At 67.8% G+C, this 16058-nt stretch carries 18 protein-coding genes; 9 read left to right on the top strand and 9 right to left on the bottom strand.

Annotation, left to right across the window (positions count from 1 at the left end):
• Positions 1–3: 3 nt before the first annotated feature.
• The 5 genes from pepN (at position 4) to CHU93_RS15240 (ending at position 5232) form a co-directional block, all read left to right on the top strand.
• Complete coding sequence (gene pepN, locus CHU93_RS15260; protein WP_094475010.1) at positions 4–2595, top strand: aminopeptidase N; 2592 nt, start codon at positions 4–6, stop codon at positions 2593–2595.
• A gap of 90 nt (positions 2596–2685) precedes the next feature.
• Positions 2686–3615 carry a histone deacetylase family protein gene (locus tag CHU93_RS15255; protein ID WP_423825913.1) on the top strand — a complete coding sequence of 310 codons (930 nt, stop codon included), beginning with the start codon at positions 2686–2688 and terminating at the stop codon, positions 3613–3615.
• A gap of 5 nt (positions 3616–3620) precedes the next feature.
• Entirely contained in the window at positions 3621–4211 is a 591-nt protein-coding gene (locus CHU93_RS15250; RefSeq protein ID WP_165768772.1) for a sigma-70 family RNA polymerase sigma factor, read from the top strand.
• Positions 4208–4684, top strand: a complete 477-nt coding sequence (locus CHU93_RS15245; protein WP_094475008.1) for a hypothetical protein — start codon at positions 4208–4210, stop codon at positions 4682–4684. The genes CHU93_RS15250 and CHU93_RS15245 overlap by 4 nt, the downstream gene beginning before the upstream one ends.
• Complete coding sequence (locus CHU93_RS15240; protein ID WP_094475007.1) at positions 4681–5232, top strand: periplasmic heavy metal sensor; 552 nt, start codon at positions 4681–4683, stop codon at positions 5230–5232. Before CHU93_RS15245 ends, CHU93_RS15240 begins: the two co-directional genes overlap by 4 nt.
• A 205-nt stretch (positions 5233–5437) precedes the next feature.
• On the opposite strand, the gene CHU93_RS15235 is transcribed toward CHU93_RS15240, so the two are convergent.
• Positions 5438–6313 carry a D-amino-acid transaminase gene (locus CHU93_RS15235; RefSeq protein WP_094475006.1) on the bottom strand — a complete coding sequence of 292 codons (876 nt, stop codon included), beginning with the start codon at positions 6311–6313 and terminating at the stop codon, positions 5438–5440.
• 73 nt (positions 6314–6386) lie between these two features.
• On the opposite strand from CHU93_RS15235, the gene CHU93_RS15230 reads away from it, so the two are divergent.
• Positions 6387–7772 (top strand): cryptochrome/photolyase family protein, encoded by a 1386-nt coding sequence (locus tag CHU93_RS15230; protein WP_094475005.1) that lies wholly within the window; start codon positions 6387–6389, stop codon positions 7770–7772.
• A gap of 147 nt (positions 7773–7919) precedes the next feature.
• On the opposite strand, the gene CHU93_RS15225 is transcribed toward CHU93_RS15230, so the two are convergent.
• The 7 genes from CHU93_RS15225 to CHU93_RS15195 form a co-directional block, all read right to left on the bottom strand.
• Positions 7920–8624 (bottom strand): pirin family protein, encoded by a 705-nt coding sequence (locus CHU93_RS15225; RefSeq protein ID WP_094475004.1) that lies wholly within the window; start codon positions 8622–8624, stop codon positions 7920–7922.
• A gap of 84 nt (positions 8625–8708) precedes the next feature.
• The gene (locus CHU93_RS15220) at positions 8709–9401 is read right to left on the bottom strand and encodes an SDR family NAD(P)-dependent oxidoreductase (protein ID WP_094475003.1); all 693 of its coding nucleotides are present in this window, start codon (positions 9399–9401) and stop codon (positions 8709–8711) included.
• Positions 9402–9830: 429 nt separating this feature from the next.
• Positions 9831–10187 carry an ATP-dependent Clp protease adapter ClpS gene (gene clpS, locus CHU93_RS15215; RefSeq protein ID WP_086117179.1) on the bottom strand — a complete coding sequence of 119 codons (357 nt, stop codon included), beginning with the start codon at positions 10185–10187 and terminating at the stop codon, positions 9831–9833.
• A 161-nt stretch (positions 10188–10348) separates the two neighbouring features.
• Positions 10349–11053 (bottom strand): phasin family protein, encoded by a 705-nt coding sequence (locus CHU93_RS15210; RefSeq protein WP_094475002.1) that lies wholly within the window; start codon positions 11051–11053, stop codon positions 10349–10351.
• A gap of 97 nt (positions 11054–11150) precedes the next feature.
• Positions 11151–11687: a hypothetical protein gene (locus tag CHU93_RS15205; protein WP_094475001.1), complete on the bottom strand. Its 537-nt coding sequence runs from the start codon at positions 11685–11687 to the stop codon at positions 11151–11153.
• Positions 11684–11911 carry a cold-shock protein gene (locus CHU93_RS15200; RefSeq protein ID WP_086117182.1) on the bottom strand — a complete coding sequence of 76 codons (228 nt, stop codon included), beginning with the start codon at positions 11909–11911 and terminating at the stop codon, positions 11684–11686. Before CHU93_RS15200 ends, CHU93_RS15205 begins: the two co-directional genes overlap by 4 nt.
• The gene (locus tag CHU93_RS15195) at positions 11911–12315 is read right to left on the bottom strand and encodes a M67 family metallopeptidase (RefSeq protein WP_094475000.1); all 405 of its coding nucleotides are present in this window, start codon (positions 12313–12315) and stop codon (positions 11911–11913) included. Before CHU93_RS15195 ends, CHU93_RS15200 begins: the two co-directional genes overlap by 1 nt.
• Positions 12316–12332: 17 nt before the next feature.
• Between CHU93_RS15195 and CHU93_RS15190 the strand changes: the two genes are divergently transcribed.
• Genes CHU93_RS15190 through mtgA form a run of 3 tightly spaced genes read left to right on the top strand, consistent with a single transcriptional unit; the run spans position 12333 to position 14952 of the window.
• On the top strand, positions 12333–13295 hold the full coding sequence (locus tag CHU93_RS15190; RefSeq protein ID WP_094474999.1) for an RluA family pseudouridine synthase: 963 nt from the start codon (positions 12333–12335) through the stop codon (positions 13293–13295).
• Positions 13296–13299: 4 nt separating this feature from the next.
• Entirely contained in the window at positions 13300–14214 is a 915-nt protein-coding gene (gene rpoH / locus CHU93_RS15185; protein WP_094474998.1) for an RNA polymerase sigma factor RpoH, read from the top strand.
• A 45-nt stretch (positions 14215–14259) separates the two neighbouring features.
• Positions 14260–14952, top strand: coding sequence for a monofunctional biosynthetic peptidoglycan transglycosylase (mtgA, locus tag CHU93_RS15180; protein ID WP_094474997.1), 693 nt, complete (start codon positions 14260–14262; stop codon positions 14950–14952).
• Here the strand turns inward: mtgA and CHU93_RS15175 are convergent, their stop codons facing one another.
• Positions 14953–16047, bottom strand: a complete 1095-nt coding sequence (locus CHU93_RS15175; protein ID WP_094474996.1) for a zinc-binding dehydrogenase — start codon at positions 16045–16047, stop codon at positions 14953–14955.
• Between the last annotated feature and the right edge of the window lie 11 nt (positions 16048–16058).

The following is a 16058-nucleotide window of genomic DNA, read 5'->3' as shown; positions in this document are numbered from 1 at the left end:
CGCATGGCCGAATCCCGATCCAATCCGCAGCTGGCTGCCGTGCGTCTGGCTGATTATCAGCCGCCCGACTGGCTGGTGCCCGATATCGAGCTCGATATCCGTCTCGATGCCACGCGCACCGTGGTGAAGGCCCGCCTCCACCTGCGCCGCAACGGCCGGCATGACCGGCCGCTGGTGCTCGATGGCCATGGCCTTGAAACCCGCATCATCATGCTGAACGGCAAGGGCTGCGCCAACTGGCCCAATGGCGACACGCTGACCATCCCGGTTGATGGCGACGAGGCGGTGTTCGAGACCGAGGTGGTGATCCACCCCAGCCGCAACACCCGCCTGATGGGGCTTTATGCCAGCGAGGGCCGGCTGGTCACCCAGTGCGAGGCCGAAGGCTTCCGCTCCATCACCTGGTTCCCCGACCGGCCCGACGTGCTGTCGCGCTATCGGGTGCGGCTGGAGGCGGACAAGGCGCTCTACCCCATCCTGCTGTCCAACGGGGACCGCGGCGCGGCGCGCGATCTGCCCGGCGGCCGCCACGAAATCACCTGGACCGATCCCTGGCCCAAGCCCTCCTATCTGTTCGCGCTGGTCGCCGGGCAGTTGGCGGCGCTCACCGATGAATTTGTCACCATGAACGGCCGGCGGGTGCAGCTGGCGATCTGGACGGCGGCAGCCGATGTGCCGCGCTGTGCCCACGCCATGGCGGCGCTGAAGGCCAGCATGGAATTTGATGAACGCGTCTATGGCCGCGAATATGATCTGGATGAGTTCAACATCGTCGCTGTCGCCGATTTCAACGCCGGCGCGATGGAGAACAAGGGCCTCAACATCTTCAATTCCAAATATATCCTGGCCGACAGCGAAACCGCGACCGACATGGATTTCGATGCGGTGGCCGGCGTGGTGGCGCACGAATATTTCCACAACTGGACGGGCAATCGCGTCACCTGCCGCGACTGGTTCCAATTGAGCCTGAAGGAAGGGCTGACCGTGTTCCGCGATCAGCAATTCAGCGCCGATCAGGGCAGCGCCGCCGTCAAGCGCATCGATGATGTGCGGGCCCTGCGCGCCGTGCAGTTTCCAGAGGATTCCGGCCCGTTGGCTCACCCGATCCGGCCCGATCATTATGTGGAAATCGCCAATTTCTACACCGCCACCGTCTACAACAAGGGGGCGGAGGTGATCCGCATGCTGCACGCCCTCCTGGGTGTGGACGGCTTCCGGCGCGGCACCGATCTTTATTTCGACCGCCATGATGGCGAGGCCGTCACCTGCGAGGATTGGCTCAAGGCGATGGAGGATGCCAACGGCATCGATCTCAAGCAGTTCCGCCGCTGGTATGAACAGGCCGGCACCCCGCGCGTTTCGGTCACGCTCACCCAGCAGGGCGGCCGCGCCGAACTGGTGCTGCGCCAGACGGTGCCGCCAACGCCGGGCCAGCCCGACAAGCAGCCGGTGCACATGCCCTTCCGCCTCGCCCTCATCGGCCGCACCAGCGGCCGCCGCATCGGCGATGAACAGGTGGTGGAACTGCGCGAAGCGGTGACGCACCTCACCTTCGCCGATCTGCCCGAACCGGTGCTGCCCAGCCTCAACCGCGGCTTTTCGGCCCCCGTGGTGGTGGAGGCGGACACGGCCCGCGCCGACCTGGCCTTCCTCGCCGCCCATGATGATGATCCCTTCGCCCGGTGGGAGGCGTTCCAGCAGCTCGCCCTCTCGGTGCTGGGCAGCGACGATGATCCTGCCCCGCTGGTCGAGGCGGTCAGGGGCACACTGGCCGATCCTGGCCTCGATGCCGCCTTCAAGGGGGAGGCGGTGCTGCTGCCGACCGAGAGCTTCATCGGCGATGCCGCCACCATCGTGGATGTGGAGGCGATCCACCGCCGCCGCGAGGCCGCGCGCATGGCCATCGCCACCGGCCTCGAATCCGAATGGTGGGCGGCCTATGAGCGGGAGCGCACCGCGCTGGCCGGCCGCGAAACCGCGCTGACGCCCGAAGCCAAGGGCAGCCGCCGCCTCGCCAATGTCGCCCTGTCCTATCTTGTCACCGCCGGATCGGATCGCGCCTTTGCGGCGGCCGAAACCCAATATCACGCCGCGCTGACCATGACGGACCGGCTGGCGGCGCTGAGGGCGCTGGTGAACAGCCAGGCAACAACGGCTCAGGGGGCCCGCGCCGCCGTGCTGGCCGATTTCCACCAGCGCTTTGCCGGCAACAACGACGTGATCGACAAATGGTTCAGCGCCCAGGCGCTGGCCAACCGCCCCGATGTGCTCGACCAGGTTGAGCGGCTGTTGAAACACCCGGATTTCACCCCGTCCAACCCCAACCGGCTGCGCAGCCTCGTCGGCGCCTTTGCCGCCAACCAGCGCTGGTTCCACGCCGCCGATGGCGCCGGCTATCGCCTGCTCGCCGATCAGCTGATCGCGGTGGACCGCTTGAATCCGCAGAGCGCCGCCCGGCTGGCGGTGCCGCTCGGCCGCTGGCGCCGCTTTGATGCGGTGCGCGCCGCCCTGATGCGCGCCGAACTGGAACGCATCGTCGCCGCGCCCGGCATGTCCAAGGATGTGCTGGAAATGGCCTCACGGGCGCTTGCCTGAATCACCTCTCCCCTTGGGGGAGAGGTCGAGAGACGCCGCAGGCGGCCCGGGAGAGGGGTTTCACACGCGCAAGGCAGGGGAGAGTTCGGCTTGCTGCCGCTGTTCCACCATCCGGACTACAGCGTGGCCCTCACCCCCGGCCACCGCTTCCCGATGGACAAATATGCCCTGCTGCCGGCCGCGCTCGCCGCCGCCGGGCAGGCCGTGCAGCTGTTCACCCCCGAACCCATGCCGGAGTGCTGGCTGTCGGCGGTGCATGATCCCGATTATGTCGCAGCGGTGCTGGCCGCCGCCGTGCCGCCCGCCATCGAACGCCGCATCGGCATCCCCGTCACCCCCGCCGTCGCCCGCCGCACCCGGCTGGTCGCCGGCGGCACCTGGGCGGCCGCCTGCCACGCCCTCGCCCATGGCTGGGCCGCCAATGGCGCCGGCGGCAGCCATCATGCCGGGCCGGATGGCGGTGCCGGCTATTGCGTCACCAACGATCTTGCCATCGCTGCCCACCGGCTGGTGGCCGAAGGCGCGGTGGCGCGCATCCTCATCCTCGATCTTGATGTCCACCAGGGCGATGGCACCGCGCTGATCATGGCCGGCCGCGACGATGTCTTCACCCTGTCGATCCATGCAGAGCGCAACTTCCCGGTGCGCAAGGCCCGTTCCCACCGCGATATCGGCCTGCCCGATGGTGTGGGCGATGCCGATTATCGCGCCATCCTCGCCGATGCACTGGCCGATGCGCTGCGCCAGTGGCGGCCTGGCCTCGTCATGCTGCAGGCCGGGGTGGACCCGCATGCCGATGATCGGCTCGGCCGCCTCGCCCTCACCGATGCCGGGCTGGCCGCCCGCGATGCCCATGTCGCCCGCACCTGCCGCGCCGCCGGCGTGCCCCTCGTCGTCACCCTGGGCGGCGGCTATGGCGACCCCGCCACCATCGCCGCCCGCCACGCTGCCGGCCTGATCGCCGGCTGGCAGGCCGCCAACGCGGGGGAAATGCCGCCGGGCGTCCGTATCGGGGGCTGATGCGCATGGAAACGCCCGCTCCCGGCCCAACTGCCCTGGCTCCCCCTGCCGCCCCTTCGCTGGCGACGGCGCTGCTGCTGCGCGTGGCCCAGGGCGATGCCGCCGCCTTCACCGCGCTGGTGCGGCAACTGGAACGGCCGGCGCTGGCGCTGGCGTGGCGCACCCTGAATGACGCCGCCGAGGCGCAGGATGCCTGCCAACAGGCCTTCGCCCGCCTGTGGACCGAGGCGCACCGCTTTGATCCGGCGCGCGGCTCGGCCGATGCCTGGTTCCGCCGCATCCTCATCAACCTCTGCCTCGATCGCCGCCGCGCCATCCGCCCGGTGCAGCCGATCGACGATGCCTTTGACCTGGCCGACAGCCGGCCCGATCCCGAACACCAGGCCATCGCCGCCGACCAACAGGCCCGGCTCGCCGCCGCCATGGCCAGCCTCAACGCCCGCCAGCGCCTCGCCCTCGCCCTGTTCCACGGCGATGGCCTGTCCATGGCCGAAATCGCCGAGCGGATGGAGACCACCCCCAAGGCGGTCGAGGGATTGCTCGGCCGCGCCCGTATCATGCTCAAGACAATGTTGACCGAAGGTTCAGACCTGTGACCGCCCTTTCCACCCAAACCGCGCTGGACATCATCGCCAGCCACGGCGCCGATCCGGCCCGCTGGCCGGCGGACCAACGCGCCGCCCTGCTGGCGCTTGCCGCCAGCGATGCCGCCGTCGCCGCCGCCCTGGCCGACGCCCGCGCCATCGATGCCGCGCTCACCGATTGGCTGAACGCACCGCTGCCAGCGATGGCCGTCGATGTCGCCGCCATCACTGCCCAACCCCAGCAGATGCCCCAACAGATGCCGCATGCGCCTGCCACCCGCCGCTGGATGCCGGCCGCCGTCGCCGCCAGCCTGGCGCTGGTCGTCGCCGTCGGCGGCTGGCTGGGCCTGCAACCCCAATCCGGCAATGGCGCCCCCACCATTGCCGCTGCCACCCCGCCGTCGGCCGGGGTTGAGCAGGCCGAGGCCGATGCCGCCTTCGCCTATGTGTTCACGCCGACAGCTGCCGAGGAAGAGTTGATATGAGCCCGAAACTGATCGCCGTCGCGGCCCTGCTGCTGGCCGGCCCGGCGCTGGCGCAAATGCCGCCGCCCCCGCCCGCTCCGCCGACGGCCGGCGATGCCCGCGCCCACCACCGCATGATGGGCCATCGCATGTTCCCGTCGATGAGCGAGGCCGGCCGCGCCACTATCCGCGAGGCGATGATGGCCGGCGATGACCGTCGCGCCAGCCGGCAGAAGGTGGAGGCCGCGCGCGAAAAGCTGCTCGCCGCGCTTGCCGCCGACCGTTTTGACACCGCCGCCGTGAAACGCGCGATGGAGGAAGAACGCGCCGTCGCCGAAGCCAGCCGCGATGCCAAGCAGGCCGCCATGCTCGCCGCTTTCCAGAAGCTGAGCCCCGAAGACCGCAAGGCCTTCGCCGCCGACAGCCGCGCCATGAAGGCCCGCATGGAACAACGCATGGCCGGCTGGCGCGAGCGCTGGCAGCAGCGCCGCGGGCCCGGTGGCGGTCAGGCGGGCGACATGCCGCCGCCACCCCCGCCGCCGCCGCGCCCCGGTGACGATATCGAGTGATCGCCAACCCTGGACGGTGCCTACCCGGCGCCGGACAAACTTCGCCCGCCGGTGCCCCCACCGGCGGGCGTTTTTCTTTGCAAGAGCAACAAAGATCCTCCCCCTCTGGGGGAGGTGCCCGCAGGGCGGAGGGGGCCGGCAAGCGCGGTCCTTCCCGGCCCCCTCCGCCTCGCGTTGCTCGGCACCTCCCCCCGGGGGGGAGGATTTAAACGGCCCAACCCGTCTGCCGGGCCACTTCCGCCCACACCAGCTCGGCCAGCCGCGCCGTCACCGGGCCGGGTTTGCCCCTGAAGCCCTCCTTCCCGATCCGGTGCTCGTCCACCGCCACCACCGGCAGGATCGGCGCGGTGGTGGAGGTGAGGAAGGCCTCATCCGCGTCCCGTGCCTCGGCCAGGGTGAAGGGCCGCTCCTCGACCACCATCTGCGCCGCCGTCGCCAGCCGGATCAGGCTGTCGCGCGCGATGCCGGGCAGGATGCTGGTGCCGGTCGGGTGGGTGATGATGCGCCCGTCCTTCACGATCCAGGCGTTGGTGCTGCTGCCCTCGCGCACCGTCTCGCCGGCCAGCAGCCAGGCCTCGAACGCGCCGGCCTCGCGCGCCGCCTGCTTGGCCAGCACATTGCCCAACAGGCCGGTGGTCTTGATGTCCACCCGGCCCCAGCGGTTGTCGGGCCGCGTGATCACCTTGATGCCGCTGCCCAGTTGGCGCACCCGCTGGCCAAAATCGAACCGCCGAACCGTCATCACCACGCTCGCCGGAGCCGCATCCGGAAAGGCATGATCGCGCCGCGCCACCCCCCTGCTGATCTGGATATAGAGCAGGCAATCCTTGTGCCCATTGGCGGCAATCAGCCGGCGGGCCTGCAGCCCGAACGGGCCATCGGCCATGGACCAGATTATGCCCAGCTCCGCCAGATTGCGCCGCAACCGCACCAGATGCGGGCCCCAATCAAGGATGCGGCCGTTCATCACGGCGCACACCTCATAGACCGCATCGGCAAACTGGGTTCCGCGATCCTCCACATGCAGGCTGGCATCAGCCAGCGGCAGGATGCGCCCGTTGACATAGGCCAGTTGCGGCATGGTGTTGCAATCCCCGTGACGGCGTGAGCGCAACCGTCTAGCGGCTGCCGCTCCCACATGTCGAGAGTGCTGAATGTCCCCCCAACTCGTCTGGTTCCGCAACGATCTGCGCCTGGTTGATCATGCCGCGCTCTGCGCCGCTGCCGCCGCCGGGCCGGTGGTGGCGCTGTTCGTGCTGGATGATGAGACACCGGGCGCGTGGCGTATGGGCGCGGCGCAGCGCTGGTGGCTGCACCACAGCCTGGCCGATCTTGGCCAGCGCATTGCCGAGCGTGGCGGCCGGCTGATCCTGCGCCGGGGCCGCGCCGGGCCGATCGTGCGCGCGCTGGCGGCGGAACTGGGGGCCGACGTCCACGCAATCGTCCACCACGAACCCTGGGCCGCCGTGCAGGAGGCGGAGGCCGGCGATGTGCGCCGCCACCACGGCGCCACGCTCGCCCCGCCGGCAAACGTGCTCAGCGGCACCGGCGGCCGCTATCGCATCTTCACGCCCTGGTGGAAGAAGCTGCTGGAACAGATGCCGCCGCCGCGCCCGTTGCCCGAACCGGCGCTGCGCTGGGCGGATGTGTCGGCGCTTCCCAGCGATGATCTGGCGCAATGGCGCCTGCGGCCGACCAAGCCCGATTGGTCCACCGGCTTTGGCGAATGGCAGCCCGGCGAAGCCGGCGCGCTGGCCCGGCTCACCGCCTTTGCCCGCATCGCCGCCCGCTATGACGACACGCGCAACCTGCCCAGCGTGGAGGGCAGCTCGCGCCTCTCCCCGCATCTGGCGCTGGGCGAAGTCTCACCCGCCACCGCCTGGCATGCGATTGCCGATGCGGTGGGCGAAAACACCGCCGAGCCTTGGTTGCGCGAGCTGGGCTGGCGCGATTTTTCCGCCAACATCATCGATCAATTCCCCGATCACGGCGATGCCCCCAACCGCGACGCCTTCAACCGCTTTCCCTTCCTCGACGATCCCGCCGGGCTGAACGCGTGGCAGCACGGCCAGACCGGCTATCCCATCGTCGATGCCGGCATGCGGCAATTGTGGGCCAGCGGCTGGATGCACAACCGGGTGCGGATGATCACCGCCAGCTTCCTGGTGAAACACCAGCTGATCGACTGGCGCCATGGCGAGCGCTGGTTCTGGGACACGCTGCTCGACGCCGATTATGGCAACAACGCGCAAGGCTGGCAGTGGGTGATGGGATCGGGCGTCGATTCCTCCCCCTTCAACCGCATCTTCGCGCCGGTGGGCCAGAGCGAGAAGTTCGATGCCGCCACCTATATCCGCCGCTGGGTGCCGGAATTGGCCAAGCTGCCCGATGGCCTGATCCATGCGCCGTGGGAGGCCGGGGTGGCCCTGATCCGCGCCGGTGTGAAGCTGGGCCGCGATTATCCGGCGCCGATCGTGGACCACAACCAGGCCCGCGCCCGCGCGCTGGCGGCGTGGGGGCAGGTGAAGGCGGGAGAGTAGCCGGCCCCGGCCCCCTCCGCCTCGCGCTGCTCGGCACCTCCCCCAGAGGGGGAGGATCAATTCCATCCTCCCCCTCTGGGGGAGGTGGCGCCCGCAGGGCGACGGAGGGGGCGGGCACCAGCGCCAACCCCGGCGCCGGCCCCCAAATCACGCCAGATCAAACACCAGCGCCTCCGCGCCCTCCGCCGACGCCAGCGCCAGCGCCGTCGCATCCTTCACCGCCAGCCCGTCGCCCTGGCGCAAGTCATGGCCATCCACGCTCAGCGTGCCCTTCGCCACCTGCACCCAGGCATGGCCGCGCGTCACCGGCGCCACCAGTTCGCCGCCCGGCGCCAGCACGGCCCGGGTGATGCTGGCATCCGAATGGATGGTCACCGCACTGTCCGGCGCATCCGGCGCGGCAATCACGTCCAGCCGGGACTCACCATCCGCCACCGCCGGCAGCACCTTCTGCTCATAGCCCGGCGCGATGCCGCGCTGGTTGGGCAGCAGCCAGATCTGCAGCAGATGCACCGGATCGGTCGGGCTGGCGTTGAATTCGCTGTGGCGGATGCCGGTGCCGGCGCTCATGCGCTGGGCCTCGCCGGGACGGATCACCGCCCCGCTGCCAATGCTGTCGCGATGCTCCAGCGCGCCATCCAGGATATAGGTGACGATCTCCATATTGTCGTGGGGATGGGTGGGGAAACCACCGCCGCCGGCAATCCGGTCCTCGTTGATGACGCGCAAGGACCGGAATCCCATGATCCTGGGGTCATAATAGTTGCCGAACGAAAAACTGTGCTTCGCCTTCAGCCAGCCGTGATCGGCCTGGCCGCGCTCTTCGGATTTGCGATGCAGATAGGATGGCATGGAATGTCTCCCGATGGGTGTGTTGCGGGCGATATGGGGGTGGGCCGGCCCTGCACCAGATGCATGGCCGTCGCAGCAGCCATATCAATAGGGAATGACCTGCCCCTGCCAGTCGATCAGCAGGCCCGATTGCGCCGGCGTGGCGGCATCGATCACCCCCAGCAGGTGGCGGGCGGATTGTTCGGGCGTGAACAATGTCTTCACCCCCTGCTGGAACGGCTTGGACATGGCGGTGTCCACCGTGCCGGGGTGCAGCGCGAGCAATATCTGCTCTGGATTGCGCCGCGCCTGTTCGATGGCCATGGTGCGGATCAGCTGATTGAGCGCCGCCTTGGAGGCGCGATAACTGTGCCAGCCGCCCAGCCGGTTGTCGCTGATCGAACCGACCCGGGCCGACAGCACGGCCAGCACCGTCTTGCGGCCCTTGGGCATCACCGGCAGCAGCTGCGCCGCGATGGTCGCCGGCTGAATACAGTTGATCTCCAGCAGCTGCGCCAGCGTCTCGGCCTTCAACTGGCCATTGGCCTTTTCCGGCGCAAAGCCGGGGCCGTGCAGCACGCCGTTGGTGATGATGACGAGATCGGGCGGGCCGGCCAGGGCGGCAATGGCGGCCGTGATGCCGGCCGGATCGGCCGGATCAACGCCGCTGCTGCGGCTCCAGCGGGTGACACGGGCGCCATCGCCCTCCAACAGATCGGCAAAGGCCCGCCCCAGCCCGCCCGACGCGCCGACGATCAGGGCATGGGGGTTGGGCGAGAAGCTGGTGAGGATCGACATGGCTTTGCCCTAGCCGCCGCCGGCCGCGGCGGGGAGGGCGGTCTTTGGTCGCGTGGGGTCAGATCCTCCCCCTCTGGGGGAGGTGCCCCCAGGGCGGAGGGGGCGTGCCATGTGCGGCCCCCCTCCGCCTCCCTCCGGTTGGCACCTCCCCCAGAGGGGGACGATCAAACGCCGTCACCGCCGCGCGACCTGCGGTCACTTGCGCCCGGCCTGCGGTCACCAGCGCACCAAACGCGGTCACCGCGCGCGCCATATCGGCCACCAGATTGGCCACATCGGGCACGCCAAACCACCGCCGAATCACGAAAATCCCGCCCCGCCAATCCGACGAAACGGAATAACGTATTTATTTCAATGATTTGGAGTCGCCCTGTCCTACAGGGCGCAAATATCAGACACTGTGCCGGCTCTTTGAAAAACCGGCCGGCGTCATTCCTTTTCCATCGTGCACTGCAACGGGTGCTGGTGCTGTCGGGCAAAATCGATGACCTGGTTCACCTTGGTCTCGGCCACTTCATAGGTGAAGATGCCGCACACGCCGACACCGCGCTGGTGCACGTGCAGCATCACGCGGGTGGCATCCTCGATGCTCATCTTGAAAAACCGCTGCAGGGTGAGGACGACAAACTCCATCGGGGTATAATCGTCGTTCAGCATCAGCACCTTGTAGAGGCCGGGCTTGGCCGTCTTTGTCTCCGGCTTGGTGGCGAGGCCCACGCCCGTCCCGCCGCGGCCGCCACCGGCGTCACGGTCTTCATCGCTCATCAGTTCGTGCGACAGCGCCATCAAGTCTACCCGGGGGAAAGCCGACCAATCCGGCCCATATAACAAAAAGCCCGCCGGAAAAAAGGGGCGGGCAGGCCGCATGTGAAAAGGGGCGGCGGGCCAAGGCCTGCCACCCCTTTGTCAACGGCGGAACGCCGGTCGGGCTTACTTGCCGGTCGGGCTTACTTGGTGGTGAAGCTCGACTTCAGCTTGTCGGTGACAACCGCGACCTGGTTCTGCACCGGCTCGGCGATCTCGCCGGCCAGCTTGACCAGGGTTTCGGTCAGCTTGCTGTAATCGGCCACGGCCGCATCCCAGCGGGCCTTGGCGAATTCGGTCTGCAGCTGCACCAGCTCGTTCGGGTTCTTGGCAGCGGCCAGCGCCTTCACATGGGCGGTGGTGGCTTCGAACGAACCCTTCGACACTTCGGTCATGTGGCTCATCACCTGCTCGGCGCCGGCGGCAGCGGCCTTGGCGCTGGCGATCAGGGCTTCGACATTGCCGCGGGTGACGGCGGTGATTTCTTCCAGCGTCTTCATGCTGGTTTCCACCGCTTCCTTCGACTTGGCGGTGACCTGCTCCATGGCAGCCTTGCCATTGTTCATCGCGGTCTCGGCGGCGTTGCGAACGGTTTCCTGGGTGGTTTCAAATGCGGTGGCCATGGGGGACTCCTTGGTGAAAGCGGTGGCGAAGGGAATGACCAGAGCGCTGCGCTTCTTCTTGGGCGCAGGCTCGGCGACCACCGCTTGCTCCGCCGGGGCGGGGGAAACAGCAGTCTCGGCAACAAGGGCTTCGGTGGTCGCGGCGGCCTTGGCCACGCTCTTCTTCGCCGGGCGCCGGGCTTTCGCCGCAGTTGCAGGCTTGTCGGTCGTGGTCTTGGCCGTCATGGCGCGTCTCCGTGCTCTTGCTGCAATGCAACATAAGCGCGCGCCCTGACGGCTTCAAGGGGTTTTGTGCGCTGCAACAAAAAATGTTGCGCCGCAGCTACTGCCAGTGCAAACCGCTGGAATCGCAGCTGATTGTCTTGCCCGTGCGGGCGCCTGCCGCCATCAGCATGGCCGCAACGGCGCTGCGGTTGCAGCTTGGCGGCGCCCCGGCAAACACCGCCGCCACCGAATCGGGCCAGGTGCAATCGCCATCGGCCTGCACGCCCAGGTTGGTCACCGTCAGCCCGCGCAGGCGGTTGAGATCGGCTGTCAGCATCGCGCAACCGGCCACCAGCGGGGCCATGCCGTCGGCGGCATCGCCGGCAAATTGCCAATCCACCCGGGCATCGGGCAGGCCTTCGCGCACCAGCTTGCCCAGGGCCGCCGACGACATCGCACTGTCGGCCGCGCCCAGTGCCAGCCGCACCAGCCGCAGCCGGGCCGAAAGCCGGCGGGCACCGGCCATGATCAATTCGTTGATTTCCGGATCGGGCGTGTCATCGTCCAGCAGTTCGCTGGCGGTCATCACGCTGGCAATGGGGGTGGCCAGATCATGGCACAGCCAGCGTACCAGAAATTGCGTGGTATCGGTCATTGCCCCTCCTCCCCATCATCGCGGGCCTTCAGGCCCAGGGCGATCAGCCGCCCGTCACCATCCTGCGCCAGTTCAAAATCAAGGCGTTGGCCCGGCCGCAGGCTGCCAAGCCCGGCGGCCATCACCGCCGATACATGCACAAACACATCTCGCGGCCCCAGATCAGGCGTGATGAAGCCGAAGCCCTTCTTCCCATCAAACCATTTCACCGCGCCACTGGCCATCAGCATAGCTCCAGCGTGACGGCTTCGAACCGGGCCGGCCCGGCCCCGCTGCTGCGGGCCTGCCAGGCGGTGGCGCCACCGCCCGCCAGGATCAACCAGATCTGGCCATTGTCCAGCGCCCGCGCCGCATCGCGCGCCGATGGCTCGGCCCGGCCATTGGGATGGCTGTGCCAATGGCCGATCACCTGTTGGCCATTCGCCCGCACCTCGCGATGGACGCCGAGCAGGCTGGCCGGATCAATTTCAAAGCTGCGGGCCGGATCGGGGGCGACATTGCGGGCCGGCACCAACCGCTCAACGCAATTGCCGCGCCCCACCAGCAGGCCACAGATTTCGGTCGCCGGGCTGGCAGCTGCCCAGTCCAGCAAATTTTGGTGCAAGCTGCTTGATATCTGCAGTTTCATGCCAACATGGCTAAGCCATGGGGGCTGAATTGTCGATAAACATCACCTTGCCGGCCACGGCCGCCGGCCAGCGGCTGGACAAGGCGCTGGCCGATGCTCTGCCCCAGTATAGCCGGGAGCGGCTGAAGAATCTGGTGCAGGGCGGCCGCCTGAGCGCCGCCGCCGGCGTGATCTGGGACCCGGCCACCAAGATGAAGGGCGGGGAGGCGCTGGCCCTGGTGGTGCCCGCCCCGCGCGCTGCCGACAACGAAGCCCAGGATATTCCGCTCACCATCCCATTCGAGGATGATCATCTGCTGGTGGTGGACAAGCCGGCCGGGCTGGTGGTGCATCCGGCCGCCGGCAATCTGGATGGCACGCTGGTCAACGCCCTGCTGCACCATTGTGCCGGCCGGCTGTCTGGCATCGGCGGTGTTGCCCGGCCGGGCATCGTCCACCGGATCGACAAGGACACATCGGGCCTGCTGGTGGTCGCCAAGACCGACAAGGCCCACGAGGGCCTGGCCGCGCAATTTGCCGCCCATGATGTGGAGCGGCGCTACACCGCCATCGTCGGCGGCGTGCCGGTGCCGCCGGCCGGCCGCATCGAAGGCGCGCTGGCGCGCAGCAGCACCAACCGGCAGAAGATGGCGATCGTGAAGGATGGCCGCGGCAAGCATGCCGTCACCCATTTCCGCACGGTGGCCGCCTTTTCGGGTGCCGCGCAGGTCGAATGCCGGCTGGAAACCGGCCGCACCCACCAGATCCGCGTTCACATGGCGTCCATCGGCCATGCGTTATTGGGCGATGCTGTCTATAGCCGCACGCCTAGCAAGCTGGCACCGATTCTCAAGGATCTGGGCTTTGCCCGCCAGGCGCTGCACGCCGCGACGCTGGGATTTGTGCATCCAGTCACCCAAGAAAAGCTTTGTTTCGAAAGCCCCCTGCCAGCCGATATGGTGGCATTGATCGGTCGCCTCGACGGGACCGGACAGGAGTGAGACGATGAGTTCGAACCTGCCTGCAGTGAAACAGAACAGCATCCCGGCGCTGGGTTCGGAGGCTGGGCTCAACCGCTATCTGGCGGAAATCCGCAAGTTCCCGCTGCTCAGCCCGGAACAGGAATATATGCTGGCCCGCCGCTGGCAGGAGCATCAGGATCCAGCCGCCGCCACCAAGCTGGTCACCAGCCATCTGCGCCTCGTGGCCCGCATCGCCATGGGCTATCGCGGCTATGGCCTGCCGGTGAACGAACTGATTGCCGAGGGCAATATCGGCCTGATGCAGGGCGTGCGCAAATTTGATCCGGAAAAGGGCTTCCGCCTCGCCACCTATGCCATGTGGTGGATCAAGGCGGCGATCCAGGAATATATCCTGCGCTCGTGGAGCCTGGTGAAGATCGGCACCACGGCGGCCCAGAAGAAGCTGTTTTTCAACCTGCGCCGCCTGAAAGGCAAGATCGGCGCCGTGGAAGATGGTGATCTGCGGCCCGAACAGGTGGAGCAGATCGCCACCACCCTGGGCGTGGCCGAGGATGAAGTCGTCACCATGAACCGGCGCATGGGCCATGGCGGCGATGCCAGCCTGAACAGCCCGCTGCGCGAGGAAGGCGAAGGCGAGTGGCAGGATTGGCTGGCCGACGATGGTCCGCTGGCCGACGAACTGCTGGCTGACAGCGAGGAGCGGGACCAGCGCCACACGCTGCTGGTGCAGGCGATGGCGACACTGAACGAGCGGGAGCGCGATATCCTGACCCAGCGCCGCCTGATCGATGAACCGGAAACGCTGGAGGATCTGTCGCAACGCTATGGCATCAGCCGGGAACGCGTGCGCCAGATCGAGGTGCGCGCCTTTGAAAAACTGGCCAAGGCGATGCAACAGGCGGCCACCGATCAGCGCCTGCTGCTGGAACAGGTGTGAGGCTGCCGCATTGACGGCGGCCACCCTGCCGCCGCAGATGGCACCATGATCGGACGGATGATCAAGACTGTGCTGGGCTGGCTGGCGGGGCTGGCCTTGGCGCTTGTGGTGCTCAGCCTTGCCTGGGTGGTGCTCTATCGCTTTGTGGCGCCGCCGATCACCTGGTTGCAGGCGCGCGATGCCATCAACGGCCAGCATGTGGAGCGGGAATGGGTGCCGCTGACCGCGATGACCAAGGCGCTGCCGCGCGCGGTCATCGGGGCGGAGGATGCCAATTTCTGCCGCCACAACGGCTTTGATCTGGAGGCCATCCAGGCCGCCGCCACGGCGAATGTGCAGGGCAAGAAACTGCGCGGCGGCTCGACGATCAGCCAGCAAACCGCCAAGAACGCCTTTCTGTGGCCGGACCGTTCCTATGTGCGCAAGGGCCTGGAGGCCTATTTCACCCTGCTGATCGAACTGGTCTGGGGCAAGCCGCGGATCATGGAAGTCTATCTGAACATTGTGGAAATGGGCCCCGGCATCTATGGCATGGAGGCGGCGGCCGAACATTATTTCGGCACCACTGCCGACAAGCTGAGCGCCCGCCAGGCCGCCCGGCTGGCCGCCATCCTGCCGCAGCCGATCAAGCGCAGCGCGGTCAAGCCGTCGAAGAGCGTCAAGCGCTATGCCCGCCGCATCGAAAAGCGGGTGAAAGTGGTGCGGGACGAGGGGATTGACGCCTGCCTGTGGCAGTGATCAGCCGGGCACGACCAGATATTTCTGCCCAGTGGCCCGGCGATACCAACCGGCAACGACATCCGGCGTCACCATCTCCTCCAGGCTGACCCGGTGGCTGTAGTGGCTGGCAAAGGTAGTGGTCAGTTCATCAGCCACCCGCTGCTTCAACCGGGCATAGGTGGCACCGCCGAACATGCGCATGCGCGGGAACAGCAGCCAGCCGCCCATCGCCCAGGCCATGCCAAAGCCGCGGTTGAAGCTGGTCGGCGCCATGTCGAGCCCGCCATAGATATAGACTTGTTTCAATATTTCAGAACCATAGCGGCTGTAGCCGCCGGCGCGGGCGTTGATCGCGGCTTCCATGGCGGTGAGGATCTGGCCAGCCAGCTGGCCGCCGCCAATCGCATCAAAGGCCAGCGTCGCGCCGGTTTCGGTGCAGGCGGCGATCAGGTTCGCCATGAAATCAGGCGCAGTCGAATCCAGCACATGGGTGGCGCCGATGCCCTGCAGCAGGGCCACCTGTTCGGCCGAGCGGACGATATTGACCAGCGGGATGCCATCGGCCGCGCAGATCTTGACCAGCATCTGGCCGAGGTTGGAGGCGGCGGCCGTGTGGACGATGGCGCTGTGGCCTTCGGCGCGCATCGTCTCAACAAAACCCAGCGCCGTCAGCGGGTTGACGAAGCAGGAGGCACCTTGCTCGGCGGTCGCGCCTTCGGGGAGCAGCAATGCCTCCTCGGCCTTGACCACGCGATAATCGGCATAGGTCGCGCCGCCAATGATGGCGCACCGGCGGCCGATCAGATGTTCTGCACCGGCGCCGGCGGCAACGATGGTGCCAGCGCCTTCATTGCCGCAGGGCATGGCCTGGCCGATGCGCGCGGCCATGGCGCGCATCCCGGCAGGCGGCACGGGTGCGGTGATTCCGCCTGCGATTGCAGTCACTTCGCGCATGTCGGCTGCACCGGTGAGCAGGCCGATGTCAGACGGGTTGATCGGCGCGGCTTCGATCTTCAGCTTGATCTCGCCGGGGCCGGGCTGCGGCTCGGGCACGTCGGCCAGCGCCAGGATGAGCTTGCCATCATCGGTGATGGTCGATTGGATCTGGCGCATGGGTCGTGTCC

Origin of the sequence: Sandarakinorhabdus cyanobacteriorum, assembly GCF_002251755.1 — a bacterium.
GTDB classification, from domain to species: domain Bacteria; phylum Pseudomonadota; class Alphaproteobacteria; order Sphingomonadales; family Sphingomonadaceae; genus Sandarakinorhabdus; species Sandarakinorhabdus cyanobacteriorum.
The sequence above is the reverse complement of the archived record's forward strand: the minus strand, read 5'-3'. Positions and strand labels throughout refer to the sequence as shown.

What these genes read in the sequence shown, in the direction of transcription:
- CHU93_RS15240 (WP_094475007.1), top strand. Translation starts at nt 4,681, where the DNA reads ATGAGCCCGAAACTGATCGCCGTCGCGGCCCTGCTGCTGGCCGGCCCG.
- CHU93_RS15200 (WP_086117182.1), bottom strand. Translation starts at nt 11,911, where the DNA reads ATGGCCAGTGGCGCGGTGAAATGGTTTGATGGGAAGAAGGGCTTCGGC.
- pepN (WP_094475010.1), top strand. Translation starts at nt 4, where the DNA reads ATGGCCGAATCCCGATCCAATCCGCAGCTGGCTGCCGTGCGTCTGGCT.
- CHU93_RS15195 (WP_094475000.1), bottom strand. Translation starts at nt 12,315, where the DNA reads ATGAAACTGCAGATATCAAGCAGCTTGCACCAAAATTTGCTGGACTGG.
- rpoH (WP_094474998.1), top strand. Translation starts at nt 13,300, where the DNA reads ATGAGTTCGAACCTGCCTGCAGTGAAACAGAACAGCATCCCGGCGCTG.
- CHU93_RS15230 (WP_094475005.1), top strand. Translation starts at nt 6,387, where the DNA reads ATGTCCCCCCAACTCGTCTGGTTCCGCAACGATCTGCGCCTGGTTGAT.
- CHU93_RS15175 (WP_094474996.1), bottom strand. Translation starts at nt 16,047, where the DNA reads ATGCGCCAGATCCAATCGACCATCACCGATGATGGCAAGCTCATCCTG.
- CHU93_RS15210 (WP_094475002.1), bottom strand. Translation starts at nt 11,053, where the DNA reads ATGACGGCCAAGACCACGACCGACAAGCCTGCAACTGCGGCGAAAGCC.
- CHU93_RS15250 (WP_165768772.1), top strand. Translation starts at nt 3,621, where the DNA reads ATGGAAACGCCCGCTCCCGGCCCAACTGCCCTGGCTCCCCCTGCCGCC.
- mtgA (WP_094474997.1), top strand. Translation starts at nt 14,260, where the DNA reads ATGATCGGACGGATGATCAAGACTGTGCTGGGCTGGCTGGCGGGGCTG.
- CHU93_RS15190 (WP_094474999.1), top strand. Translation starts at nt 12,333, where the DNA reads ATGGGGGCTGAATTGTCGATAAACATCACCTTGCCGGCCACGGCCGCC.
- CHU93_RS15225 (WP_094475004.1), bottom strand. Translation starts at nt 8,624, where the DNA reads ATGCCATCCTATCTGCATCGCAAATCCGAAGAGCGCGGCCAGGCCGAT.
- CHU93_RS15205 (WP_094475001.1), bottom strand. Translation starts at nt 11,687, where the DNA reads ATGACCGATACCACGCAATTTCTGGTACGCTGGCTGTGCCATGATCTG.
- CHU93_RS15235 (WP_094475006.1), bottom strand. Translation starts at nt 6,313, where the DNA reads ATGCCGCAACTGGCCTATGTCAACGGGCGCATCCTGCCGCTGGCTGAT.
- clpS (WP_086117179.1), bottom strand. Translation starts at nt 10,187, where the DNA reads ATGGCGCTGTCGCACGAACTGATGAGCGATGAAGACCGTGACGCCGGT.
- CHU93_RS15220 (WP_094475003.1), bottom strand. Translation starts at nt 9,401, where the DNA reads ATGTCGATCCTCACCAGCTTCTCGCCCAACCCCCATGCCCTGATCGTC.